Annotated in this window: 11 protein-coding genes and 1 pseudogene; 8 read left to right on the forward strand and 4 right to left on the reverse strand. The window is 37.3% G+C overall.

Going from position 1 to position 13,269, the window contains the following annotated elements:
* Positions 1-407 precede the first annotated feature (407 nt).
* The 5 genes and pseudogenes from AC1DUW_RS12860 to AC1DUW_RS12880 form a co-directional block, all read left to right on the forward strand.
* On the forward strand, positions 408-842 hold the full coding sequence (locus tag AC1DUW_RS12860) for a MarR family winged helix-turn-helix transcriptional regulator (protein ID WP_053347642.1): 435 nt from the start codon (positions 408-410) through the stop codon (positions 840-842).
* Between the two features lie 147 nt (positions 843-989).
* Positions 990-1,808 (forward strand): class I SAM-dependent methyltransferase, encoded by an 819-nt coding sequence (locus AC1DUW_RS12865; RefSeq protein WP_053347641.1) that lies wholly within the window; start codon positions 990-992, stop codon positions 1,806-1,808.
* A 302-nt stretch (positions 1,809-2,110) separates the two neighbouring features.
* A complete protein-coding gene (locus AC1DUW_RS12870) occupies positions 2,111-2,548 on the forward strand; it encodes a hypothetical protein (RefSeq protein WP_477642684.1) in 438 nt (145 codons plus the stop codon).
* A gap of 273 nt (positions 2,549-2,821) precedes the next feature.
* Positions 2,822-3,088, forward strand: a complete 267-nt coding sequence (locus AC1DUW_RS12875; protein ID WP_477642685.1) for a CPCC family cysteine-rich protein — start codon at positions 2,822-2,824, stop codon at positions 3,086-3,088.
* 200 nt (positions 3,089-3,288) lie between these two features.
* Positions 3,289-3,477: pseudogene (locus tag AC1DUW_RS12880) on the forward strand (helix-turn-helix transcriptional regulator); the annotation flags it as partial.
* A gap of 158 nt (positions 3,478-3,635) precedes the next feature.
* Here AC1DUW_RS12880 and AC1DUW_RS12885 read toward each other — a convergent pair.
* The 4 genes from AC1DUW_RS12885 to AC1DUW_RS12900 form a co-directional block, all read right to left on the reverse strand.
* Positions 3,636-4,535 (reverse strand): DMT family transporter, encoded by a 900-nt coding sequence (locus AC1DUW_RS12885; protein ID WP_053347637.1) that lies wholly within the window; start codon positions 4,533-4,535, stop codon positions 3,636-3,638.
* Between the two features lie 539 nt (positions 4,536-5,074).
* On the reverse strand, positions 5,075-6,607 hold the full coding sequence (gene hutH, locus AC1DUW_RS12890) for a histidine ammonia-lyase (protein WP_053347636.1): 1,533 nt from the start codon (positions 6,605-6,607) through the stop codon (positions 5,075-5,077).
* Positions 6,608-6,737: 130 nt separating this feature from the next.
* Entirely contained in the window at positions 6,738-8,102 is a 1,365-nt protein-coding gene (locus tag AC1DUW_RS12895) for an MFS transporter (RefSeq protein ID WP_053347635.1), read from the reverse strand.
* A gap of 173 nt (positions 8,103-8,275) precedes the next feature.
* A complete protein-coding gene (locus AC1DUW_RS12900) occupies positions 8,276-9,772 on the reverse strand; it encodes a helix-turn-helix domain-containing protein (RefSeq protein ID WP_053347634.1) in 1,497 nt (498 codons plus the stop codon).
* A 512-nt stretch (positions 9,773-10,284) separates the two neighbouring features.
* On the opposite strand from AC1DUW_RS12900, the gene AC1DUW_RS12905 reads away from it, so the two are divergent.
* The 3 genes from AC1DUW_RS12905 to AC1DUW_RS12915 form a co-directional block, all read left to right on the forward strand.
* Positions 10,285-11,520, forward strand: a complete 1,236-nt coding sequence (locus AC1DUW_RS12905) for a chloride channel protein (RefSeq protein ID WP_477642686.1) — start codon at positions 10,285-10,287, stop codon at positions 11,518-11,520.
* A 183-nt stretch (positions 11,521-11,703) separates the two neighbouring features.
* Positions 11,704-11,976, forward strand: coding sequence for a hypothetical protein (locus AC1DUW_RS12910; RefSeq protein WP_053347632.1), 273 nt, complete (start codon positions 11,704-11,706; stop codon positions 11,974-11,976).
* A gap of 165 nt (positions 11,977-12,141) precedes the next feature.
* The coding region (locus tag AC1DUW_RS12915; RefSeq protein ID WP_477642687.1) for a GMC family oxidoreductase N-terminal domain-containing protein at positions 12,142-13,269 on the forward strand (1,128 nt) is incomplete at its 3' end.

Raw genomic sequence — 13,269 nt, forward strand, 5'->3', positions numbered from 1 at the left:
AGTACACACTGTGATATAAATTGAAACGCCGTATACGCGAACCGTACGTACGGTGTTGTGAGAGGGGCGAAAATAAACTTATTTTCCCCCTACTCGATTATGCAACTAAAGGGGCAGTTAGTTTAATAAGGAACGATTTCAATAAATAATACTGTTTTGAGGAAGTATAATACTAAACAACGGTTGTTAAACGATTTTGAATTTCCTTTAGAGCTAACGTGTACAAGAACTCGTGAACTGATATTAGTCAGTTCTTTTTTATTGGACAAAAAGTGCAGTTGTATTTTCATGAGTTTTTTATACAAAAAAATCAACATTTAGTAAATGATTTATTTACTAAATACGAAAAAAAGTTTGTTTATTAATCAATTTGGTATATAATACATTACTATATTAGGAGGTAATCAATGACTATTCAACAGGTTAGTAAAGAATATATCGAGTTAATCCCTAATTTGTTTAAGAGTTTTCAGCGAATGAATCAAAAATCTAGTAACTTAACGCATTTACAGAACCAAATCTTAGAATTCGTATTTATGAATCATAATCCCCGGACTATCAAACAAATAAGTGAAGGCCTAGATGTACCCAAACAGCAAATGACAGACTTGCTTAAGCGCTTATTTGATCAGGGTTACATTACTAAGAGTCAAAATAAGAATGATAAGAGGTCGTTTGTAATTGAGTTAACAGAGAAAGGAAAAACTTCACAACAAGAAAAATGGACGAAAATTTATCAGAACTTCGTCAATGACCTATCCAAGTTAGATAGTGAAGAGCAACTGGATCTTCAATACGCTTTGCATAAAGTGAATTACCTGCTTAAAAAAATGGAGGATTGATATATATGACTGAACGTGAGCGTGCCTTCAATGATAAGTCTAGGAGTTATTATCGGCTCAAGTATTCCTTCTATTAATTAATTCGGCGAAATCGCTTCTGTATGAAGAATTCGTAATGATAGCTTAAAATAAGGAGGAAAGATAAATATGTCATTAAATTTACAATCCGTTCAAGGTACAATGCTAATACCTCTTTGGGGACGCGCCACTGCCAGTGAGAAGAATCCAGAAATTTTGTACGACAAGGAAGCGATAGAGATCATTGCAGGTTGTGATTTTAATTTTACTGAAATATCCAATACATTTGGAGAGTACGGAGGCATAAGCTATATAGTCCGAGCAAAAAAAGTTGACGATACCATCCGAGCTTTTATAGAAAAACATCCTCGGGCCACTATTGTAAACATCGGCGCGGGACTTGATACTACATTTTCAAGAGTTGATAATGGCACACTTAACTGGTACAACCTTGATTTACCAGATGCGATAGCTTTCCGCAAAACTCTTATCGCAGACTCTCCGAGGAATATCAGCGTTGCCAAATCATTTTTTGATGTTTCGTGGTTTGATGATGTGATTTTTAATGAGGAAGACGGCATACTTTTTGTATCTGCCGGTGTTTTCTACTATTTTCAGGAGAGTGAACTCAAAGGAATATTTCAGGAAATGGGGCTTCGCTTTCCAGGCGGGGAGTTGTACTTCGATGCGGAATCAAAATTTGCGTTAAAGACTTCAAATCGTACGGTGGAAAAAACGGGGAACAAGGGCGCAAAAATGTATTTCTATGTCAACAATCCAAAAGTATTTGAAGGCTGGTCGTCAAAAATCAAGGTATTATCCTGCGAATCGTACTTCAAAGGTATACCCGCAAGCAAGAAGTGGGAAAGTGGAACTCGTGTAATGGTGAGGGCTGTAGATTTATTAAAGATGATGAAGTTTGTTCATTTGCGTTTCGAGAGAAAGTAATGTCGAATCTAGCCTTATTCTAATAGGTCTAAAGCTTTCGCTACTTCACAAGTAACCCCTTCAAGGAATTACGATATCAAATGTCGAAAATACTAGACAGCCTTTTAATATTTTCACTATACCAGATAATTTGTGAAGTATTTCACTTAAACTATATGGTGCGTTACCTTCGAGGATAGTTCTCCGTTTCCTTAATCGACTAAAGGAACAGAAAAGCAATATGTTTTCATAAAATGGGTTATAATTGTTCATAAGGGAAATGTTGTAAAATATTTATTATAAACGTTGAAGGGATGGAAAATATGCTTGCTGTGAAAAACTATTCTCAACAATATATAGATGAATGCCGAGAAAAAATTAATTTATTGCTTTCAACATATAAAGACTTGGTTACAACATCGAAAGAACAAGGTGGGTCTGATAATACGAAACTTAATTCTGCAATTGAAATGTTTGAACCCAACTTCTTTAATAACATGCTTTTAGCCTTAAACGATTATTTTTTACATAGAATGAGGGGGTTAGAAAAGAAGGATGGCAATCCATTGAATGAAGTTAGAATTTTGTGTGATTCAATAATGAATAACAACAGTAAAATGGGATCCGATAAAACAATCAAGTATGAACCAGCTAAGTCAGTTTTAAAGTATAAAGTTGGAGATGAAATTAAATTGTATGCGAAAGATTTTGAACTAATATCCGAAGGTTTTTTTAATGAAATTGAAAAAAAGTTTTTATGAGTTTAAATTATCCCTCAGACAGTGTATTTGAATCATTTCGGTATCAAGAGTATAAACGTTTATTCAATTTACGGTTGCGATGCTTGAATTAGGGCATCGCCTTTTGCTTTTTTGACTTACGAAGCAGATTGTGAAGAATTGTACTTAAACTAATGGGTGCTTTACTTCAATAAGGCAGGTTGCTGAGGCAGCCGTTTTCTTATGGCACTAACGGGGCAGTTTAGTTGAACAAGAAAGCATGGTAAAATTCATAAAAAGTATCGAGGTGATTGTATGAAATATACTTGTCCTTGCTGTGGATATAAAACATTAGATGAAGAACCAACCGATACATATGCAATTTGCAAAAWATGCTTTTGGGAAGATGACGGTGTTCAATTTCGAGACCCTGATTACGAAGGCGGGGCWAATGAAGTTTCATTAAGCCAAGCACAAAAAAACTTCGCTAAGTTTGGGGCATGCGAARAAGGCTGTATTGAGTTTGTAAGAAAGCCAAATGAGAAAGATATAAAAGACCCTAATTGGAAACCGTTTATTTAGAGAAAGTTTTTAAGCTAACGGGTCTTTACTWYAATAAGGGAGGTTGCTGCGGCAGCTTTTTCTTATGTCACTAACGGATGCGTTAGTTCATTAAGGATCACTAGAAAAAAATCCATTTTGATCATTTTTTTCAAAATGAATTCTTTTTATTTACGCTAATATGGGGGTTCAGGAGGACCTTTTGATCAATCCCTACAGAAGGTAAGCACATGGGACGGCCAGGACAAGACGAAAAGAAAATAAGGCAAGCTGTTAAGCTATTTAATAACCGGGAAACAAACAGAATGAGCGTTAATGATATTGTGAAAATGACAGGGGTCCCCAGGGCTACTATTTACAGAATGGTTAAGGAGGGGTCCAGTCCCGAAAATGCGGATTTACAACGCTAAGCTATTTATAGGGTTAAAAATGAATGATTTAACAACGATAAGACTTTTGAGACAAGTCATATGAGACACTGGTACCCCTTATTGGGGTAGCGCCGACATTTCGCGGATTATTATACGCTAAGACATTTTCTAGAAGAGAAAATGCTAATTTTCCTACACTAAGCACTTTTTTCTAGCACTGGACTGCTCCTTCTACCTAACACGTTGACAATAACAACACTCGAAATAGCAACAATTCCTCCAATTATGGACAGAGTACTTGGCAGTTCTTGAAGCCATATCCAGGCAACGATAATAGCAAATACTGGTTCAATATACATCATGCTGGTAACAGAACTCGCTTTACCTAATGAGAGAGCAATTGCCCAAGTAACATAAGCGACGGCTCCTGGAAAAATACCGATATATAATGCTGATAAATTTGCTACCATTGTAGCCTCTTGAATACCTTGAAAGAGCCCTGGAAAGAATATGAAAAATGGTAAGGTACCAGCCCAAGTAAAATAAGCCGTCAACTCAATTGGTGTATAACGATTCAAAAGCGGTTTTTGAAAAACAAAAAAAACTGATGTTGCAACAGAGGCGATTAATACTAAAAAGGCCCCTTTTGAGATGTTAAAGGTTGAACCTGCAGTTCCCAATGTAATAAGAAAGATGCCAAGGAACCCAATGACTAAACCAACCCATCCAAAGAAACTTAGACGCTCCTTTAATACTAGAACAGCTATTACCGCGGTAAAAACTGGTGCTGATGCAATTAGCATAGCGGCAGTACCCGCTGAAACTGTTTCTTCTCCATATGTTACGCCTAACTGATAGACACTTATACCAATCCATCCAAGAATTAATATTCTAATAATATCCTCTTTTTTCGGTAACCGGAATTGGGTGCTAGGCCACAGAGCGTAAAGGATAAAAACTCCAGAAGCTATAAGAAAACGAATGAGTACTAAATGTCCTGCAGAATAACCTCCAAGTAAACTTGCACGAATAGCGGCAAATGAAGATCCCCATAAAATGATTGCGATGGCTGCTATCAAAAAACCCTTCTTATTCATATCTTCTACCTCCAATCAAATTTTTTAATTAATCAACATTGTCATATAGTTGTAGCCAAGAAAACGCAGCATATTAAGAAATATAAAAGGTAATACTGTACCAAATGTTCCATCACTCTGGAACTTTCGGCCTGCAAGCTTATTTATTACCCTCTAGATGGCCACTTCTTTGATTAAAGCGTACTCATAACAATTCCTGCAATGAAAACAGAAGCGATTGTCACTGTTGTAAATCCTCCTACTAACATTGGGGATAAAACTTCATTGAAAATATATTCCTCTTCCTCTTTTGTTCTTCCAACACTGCGGCTTACTTCTTCGCAAATTAAATAATCACAAATAAAAAACTAGCTTTAATGAACTAACGGGTGCGTTAGTTCATTAAGGAACACAAAAATAATCAATCTTTTTTATAAAAGAATGATCCAATTAAATATTATAAGGGCATGTTTTGATTAATCTTTTTTCAAAACATGCCCTTTCTATTTATTCATTTATCAAGGTTTCTTATATTAGTTTGATCAAACTTTGTTTCAAAGCTACTGCAAAGGACCGATTTTTGCTTCTACATGCTTTACAATTTCTGCTGAATGAACCAGTTCCGCAGCTGTACGCATGTCTTTGTATAAAATTCTGTCCTGCTCAAGGCGAGGCACATATTTTCTAAACAAATCGCAGGCTGCAGCCGTTCCTGTTCCAGGCTGTAACGGCTGATGGAATTCAATCCCCTGGCAGCTGCACATCCATTCGATCCCAATCACTTTTTCAGTATTGGCGATTACTTTCAGTGCCTTTAAAGCTGCAGATGTCCCCATGCTTACATGATCTTCCTGTCCCCCGGTTGTCGGAATGGAATCCACAGACGACGGATGTGAATAAACCTTATTATTAGAAACCAATGACGCCGCGACATATTGCGGAATCATATAGCCCGAGTTAAGCCCACTTTGCTCGATTAAATACGGTGGCAGCTCGCTATACTGAGGCGAGACGAGTCTAAAAATCCTTCGTTCAGAAATATTGGCCAATTCAGATAGAGAGATTGCCAGAAAGTCCATGGCTAAGGCTATCGCTTCTCCATGACAATTGGAAGAGGATATCGCTCTTGCACCCTCTTGATCATCAAACACCAACGGATTATCTGAGGCTGAATTCATTTCTCTCTCCACAATCGTCCGAACGTAATCAACAGCGTCTTTACAAGCTCCATGCACTTGTGGAATGGACCTAATACTAAGAGCATCTTGTGTGCGGTAATCTTTATATTTTTCCGTGATCTCACTGTTTTCTATCAGCTTATGAATATTATCAGTTGTCTTTTTTTGTCCAGGATGACGTTTTACTTGACTAATTTTGGGATCAAAGGCATAGTATGTTCCTTTCAGCGCCTCAAAACTGATTATCGAAACAATGTCTGCCGCCTTAAGAACATTAATGGCATCATAAACAGCTAGAGCGCCAATTGCAGTCATATCTACCGTGCCATTAATCAAAGAAAGCCCTTCCTTTTCATGCAGTTCGATTGGCTTGATTCCGGCCTTCTTCAAAGCCGTCTCGCCATCTGTTAGTACGCCCTGATTATAGGCCTCACCCATCCCCAAAAGGACCAAACTGATATGTGCCTGATGATTTAAGTAACCTAGGGAACCTTCTCGAGGGACGAATGGTATGACATCTTTATTCACCATCTCTGCTAATCTCTCTACCGTTTCAAGTCTTACTCCAGAATAACCAAGGGATAAATTTTTGATCATCATCACCATAATTGCCCTTACTATTTCCTTCTCCAACGGATCGCCCATACCGCAAGCGTGACTCATAATTATATTTTTTTGCAATTCTCTCGAATCAGAGGCTGAAATTTTTATTTTTGAATTCTCACCTACTCCGGTCGTAATTCCGTATATGACTCGCTCCTCCTCGACAAAACGCTCGACTATATCCCTTCCTTGGCTAATCCTTTTCTTTACACTCATAGACAGCTCCAAAGGGGCATGATGCCTTGCTACTGAAATCAAATCCCCGATACTAAAATCATCTTCAGTTATCATTACTTTTTCTAGTGTTTTCATAATAAACTCATCTCCTATATTGTGCAGCTTGACAAAACATTAACTTTTATAATGTTTAAGCCTTTGGATTAGTAAAATTTCGCAACGAGACCTCTCTTTCGAGAATTGGAGAGGTATTCCTTTTTTCATGTCAATTAATCTTCTTATGGTTCAAGGGGGTTAAGTTTGAATTACTTGCTTCATTAAAAGGATTACTTGCCTCACTTAAAGAGAGTGACTTTGTCTCCGGTGCCCAGGCAATCGAAATGATAGTTCCAATTAACAGAATAGCCGTCATTCCAATCATCGAGGCATCCAACCCTATAGTGTTCATACTAAGGGGCAGGAGGAATGTCCCGATAGCAGAACCAATTCGGCTGAACGCTGTCACAAAACCAATCCCAGATGCGCGAATTTCGGTTGGGAAAAGTTCGGCCGGATATGTTAGCGTAAGATTTGAATTTGCTGATAATATAAAAGTAAAAGCCAGAAAAATCGGAATTACTAAAAGTTTAGGTTCGTGAAAAATGCTAAGCATAAGCAAGCAGACGGTCAGGATTGCAAACGTACTAATCGTGAAACCTCTGCGAGAAAATTTCTCCATAAGCCAAAGACCAGCAATCGAACCCAAGATTAGGAATATGTTTAACCACAAGTCTACAGTGAAGTTTTCTGCTAAACCCATACTATTTAAGATAGACGGTAGGAATGTGTAGATGGCAAAGTACGGAATGACAATACAGACATAAAATAGACTTCCAAAAGCTGTTCGCTTCCGGAATTTTTTGTTAAAAAGAGCACGAAAGCCATTTTTATTTTGAGTCTCCATAACAGTTTCGTCGATTTCCGCATTCGGCCCGATATACTTCTTTACGATATGGCGTGCTTCATCAATACGTCCCATGCTGATGAGCCATTGTGGGGATTCAGGCGTTCCGATTCGCAGTATCAGCACAATGAATGCAGGGATTGCAGCACTAGCAAGCATCCAACGCCATGATTCCGGACCAGCTTGTCCTAAATAATATCCGACAATGGTTGCAGAGACGTAACCTACCGTCCAGAGCACATTTAGAGAAGCCAGTAAGAACCCCCTATACTTTCTAGGCGAGAACTCGGCAAGTAAAGTCGATCCGACTGCATAATCGCCTCCGAGAGCAAACCCTATCAGTAACCGCAAAATTAACAACTCTACGGGACCATCCACAAATAGTTGCAGCAACGAAGCTATAGTGACCAATAAGAAGTTAAGCAGGTATATTTTCTGTCTGCCTATGCGGTCAGATAACCCTCCAAGTACTAGACTACCGAAAAAGAGCCCGACCAAAGCAGAACTTCCAATTAGTCCTACCCACATCGAATTGAGTTCCATTTGTGGGCTAAGGAGTGTAAGAGCCACTCCAATAATCCCAAGAGCATACCCATCAGAGAAATTAGAGCCAAAAGTAAGCGCTGTAATTTTCATATGGAACTTGTTAAGTGGAGCGTCATCCATCTTAAATTTTTGTTCGGTCATAAGCGTCTTTCCCCTTTTCAATATTTGATTTTTGGGACACTTCCTACTTCTCTAGTTTAGAGAAGGAAAGCGATTGAAAACAGACGTCTATTTTTTGAATTTTTCTAATTTTTTTCGAATTTAAAGTGTAATGTAAAACGCTTACATTTGAAAACTATAATTATTTTAGATTTCTATACTTTTTTACGATTTCTAAATGAACGAGGGGTTGTACCGGTTTTTTCCTTGAAAATTTTGCTAAAGTAATTTGCATTTATAAATCCTGTTTTATCTGCTACATCTTGAATCGAGAGTTTTGTATCTATCAATAGACGCTGCGCTTCGTTTATCCGTGTCTTTGTTAATAGCTGTCGGAACGAGCTTCCTTGTTTTTTTGTTAAGAGCGAGCTAAAATACGCTGCGCTTCTGTTTACTTGGTTCGCAACGTCCTCAAGCCTTAGCTTAGGGTTAGTAAAATTCTCCTCAATGTACCGGATGGCCTGCTCTATCACATCTGTACGAGCGTTTTCTTGATTGTTATTTGCCCGATCAAGAACTTCATATAAAAACAGCAATAACTCCTGGACGATCCGATATAGAATCGGATTGTATAGGATGGATTCAAATACTTGATGATAACGTCTCTCAAGCATCCCTTCATCAAGGTAAAATGACTTCATGAAGCGTCGGACTTGGGCTAATAAGCTTGTTAACCGGGTTCGCAATAAACCTGGCTCGGGATAGGGATCTGCCTTATTCAAAAATTCTTTATACATCCACTGCTTAATTTTGTCCCTGTCACCTTCGTTCAGCATGTCAATCCATTCGCGCTGTTCAGACGGGGTTAAAAACGGATCGATCATAACCCAGTTCACCTTATCCTCAATGACCGAAAGCTGCCGATACCCTTTGAAAAAACGAATTTCTAGCGCTTGCTTCGCATGAAGATATTTTTCATTTAACGAAAGCAACGGGTCATTAGTATCATATAAAACTAGTGACATGGGCTCCGAAAACTGCTCTTCCCATTCGGTTAGAATCCGATTGCCTATGTGCTTTAATTGTTTAAGTGGCTGTGGCTGCTGGTTATCGAATGAAAAAACAGAAACGATCATGTCGCTTAGCGGCAAGACAACCGGTCGGTTCTTAAATGGATATTCTTGTAAAAAAGATAGCAGTATAGGTTGTTTCTTCGAATTTTCCAACTGCATCAGCATTAATCGGAAATTGGCGCCTAACGTTTCTTGATGCACGAATAGAGAACTGTAAGATACGGAAGGAACCTCAATTTGAGCCGATGGCTCTTGTTTCTCCTCAGTTTTTGAAACGGCCTTGCAGCACTGGGTTAATACTCGTTTGATATGGTCAGGCGACTGAGGTTTTACCCATAGATCATAGGCATGAAGCTCGATGCCTTGAAGCGCACGTTCAAATGTGGCTTCAGCCGTCATGACAATGACCTTTTGTATGTACCGTTTGGTCAGCTCCTTAAAGCTGTCCCACGCATCCTTTGGAATCATATCGAGTTCAATGCAAACAACATCTGGTACTTCGGCCTCTATTAGATGAAATACCTCAGATACTGAGCCTGCTAATAGAATGTGATCAAATGGAATCGAAAACGAAGAAACTAGCCAGCCAATCCCTGTTCGTTCATTTTGATCGCGATCAGCAATTAACAATTTAACCATACAGGTACTCCCTTAATAATAGATTTTTTCTTATTAATTATCGCCAAACCAAGCTTATTTTCATCACTACAGTGTCTATCAGATTAAGGGTTCTGGTGCAAAAAAACTGATTATGATGAAATTCTAAACAACTTATGTATGAATTTTACATCCATTAACGCACACGCTACTTAATGAAACGATACCAGCTAATAGGATGTCAATATCTTTCTCTAAAATTTTCAGATCATGTCCCACGGGCAGGCTAGTTGAATAACAAAATTACTTCTAATAGATAAGTTTATGAGATAAAACAAAAATAGCACTCCAATGAAGCTGCTAATTGAAGTGTTATTTCACTTGAAATTTAATGTGTTCTCTCCGAAAAGAGAACACATTAAAGTAACCCTTTCATTGTAAAGTCTAGTATAATTATTTCGACATAATTAAAATTATTAGTATTTCAAATGAATATAGTTACTTAATGCAACAAGAGAGAGTCTTAATATATATATAAAGTGGTGAATTTTATTTTGACTGAGAAGTATATTAAAATAATCAGATTACTTGTTTATGGCTTAATTCTAAGTGGGATAATCGGTTTTATTTCTTCTGTTTTTTTAATTTTAGTTAATGGCTTGACAGATTTTTTATGGACTGACATATCCAATAAATTAAAAGTACCCTCCATTTATACATTATTTTTATGTATTTTTGGTGGTATTTTAGTAGGTGTTAGCAGGTATAAGTGGGGGAATCTACCTAAAACAGCTTCTGATTCTATTGTTGAATTAAAAACAACTCAAAGAATTGACTATTCATATGTATGTCTCAATTTTTTAATTGCTTTTTTAATTTTAATCTTTGGTGCAAGTGTAGGTCCTGCAGCAGCCATATTAAGTTCTGTTATTTCGTTATCGGTATGGCAGGGAGATAAAATGCGTTACTTTTATTTTTCCTACAACGAATGGAAAAAGGAATCTTGGTTAATTAGACTAAAAAAATTAGCTTTACCTCATAACTACCTTATTCCCTATGATCCTGATCGGGCTCCTCAAGAGAAAAAACTGCTTTTATTTAAGAAATTATTATATATGTTATTTATCGTTAACGGTATGGTGACCTTTATGTATTTAATTAAAATATCAGAACAACCCCCTTTTGTGACAAAGTTAGGGGAAACTAGTTGGGGATTGGATGAATTGTTTCTTTTTATTCCTTTTGTATTGTTTGGTATTTTTTTTAGTAAACTTTATGAACTAATGGAAAGAGCAATGAATAAATTCTTTTCTAAATTGAACAATAAAATTATTTTAAGTGCTGTTATCGGTGGTATTGGTATTGGTATGATGTCTTTAATCGCTCCTAATCTACTTTTTTCCGGCCAGCTTTCTATGCGAGATTTACCTAGTTTAGTACCGACACTTTCGATTGCTACTTTAATTTTGGGTTCTGTTTTAAAACTGATTTTTATGGAGTTTTGTTTAAAGTCAGGTTGGATTGGTGGGAGTATTTTACCAGTTATATTTGCTTCCATTTTACAAGGCTACGCTATCGCGACTTTTTTTCCACAACTAGATATGCTCTTTATTGTAGCTGTTGTAGGTAGTAGTGCTTCGATTGCTATTTTAAAGACACCTTTATTAGTAGGGCTGTCTCTAATGCTATTTTTCCCAAAAGAGTTAGCCCCGGTTATATTAATCATTGTGGTTTTATTTATTTGGTTAAGTAAAATAAGTAAAAAATTTCCGCAAAAAATAACTGCTTAATTTTAGTTGGAGACGCTGGGAAGTTAGATGTTTGTGAAGAACAGTACTTAGCTAACAGGTGCTTTACTTCAATAAAGGGAGTTGCTTTGACAGCTCTTTTTTTTTATGGAACTAAAGGGGAAGGTTAGTTTATTACAGTTTATAATACGAGTAGACTTTGATTTAGATTGAGGAGATAAAATAATGCGTTCTTTTTTGAGAAAAGAATTTTGGGATGACAGAAATAAACCTATTCTGTTTATACAATGGGTATTGATAATATTTGCAATAATATTATATTTCCAAACTTATGACAGTATAGATTATATTCACTCTGGAATTTTAAGATTAATTGCAGGCATAATCATCCTTCTAACAGGAATTGAAAACTACATTGTTAAAAAAAGAGATTATATATTTTGGTTCATACTAACTATAATGTTTTGTGGAATGGGGATAGACATATTAATGAACTAATGGATGCTTTACTTCAATAAGGGAGTTGCTTCGGCAGCTCTTTTTCTTATGGAGCTAAAGGAGCAGGATAGTGCGATAAGACACAATTTATGAAAAATAGATTATACCCCATTACCTCGGACTTCTATGAACATAAACTAATTTAATGAAAGGAGATAGATACGTATGGGTATAAGACCTGGTGCTGATAAATTCAATATATTTGATTATATTGTCATAGGAGCTGGAACGGCAGGTGGGGTAGTCGCTAAGAAATTAACGGATGACCGAAAAACTTCCGTACTTGTGTTTGAGCCTGGAACAAATATGACTGCTCAGTTAAGCACCCCGAATATTTTAGATGCCATTATTTTGGCCAGTGATAATAAGTTTGCCTCTAACCTTCTATCCAGAATAGAGTCATCCATTCTACGGCAGCTTATTACGGTTAATGGGCGGGCCATTGGTGGAAGCTCAGAAGTTAACGATATGTATTCTGTCCGCGGGAGTAGAGAGCTGTATGACGAATGGGCTGATCTTGTTGATAACGACCAATGGAGCTACAACCAAATTCGTCCTTTGTTTATCGAAAATGAAACCTATACTGGACAAACACAAAGCCCGAACGAAAGGGGAAGTAAGGGGCCAATATTTGTTAGACAACAGCATATTCCTCCGAATGGGCTCATACAAACGTTGACAAATGCAACAGCCAAAGTATTGGACATTGACATTGTTGAGGACTATAACACAGGCGTACGTGACTGTACTTTTTACAAATCCCAATTTAACCAGAAGGAGGTTGGTAATACCACTACCCGTTCTTCGACCGCAACAGGATATTTAAATGAGAGTATTGTTAGTCAGGGAAACGAGTTTCATCCAGATGAGTTTGGAGTTGGAAAGAGAAAGTTGGTCATTTTCGCTAAAACAACGGTGAACAAAATCTTATTTAAGAAAAAGAAAGGGCAGATGATTGCGATCGGAGTTGAATATATCAAGGACGRTGTTTCTTATAAAACGTTTGCCCGAAAAGGTATTATCGTTTCGGCAGGATTTTCCTCCTCAGTAATCCTTCAACGATCAGGGATTGGCAAATCCAGTGATTTGATTAACGCAGGGATTACACCATTGATTGAAAATCCAAATGTTGGTTACAATCTGCAAACTCAAGCGTATGCCGGCCTGGGAGTCAGGGTGGATACATCTCAGATAATTCCTATAGCTGTAGCCGATCCTAATCAGCCTATTGCCTTAGGTGCTTTTAAAGCAGAGCATAAGGATAGTTTGGAGGGCCGACGCCTTCAACTGATA

The organism is Peribacillus sp. P4_C12, from assembly GCF_056402095.1.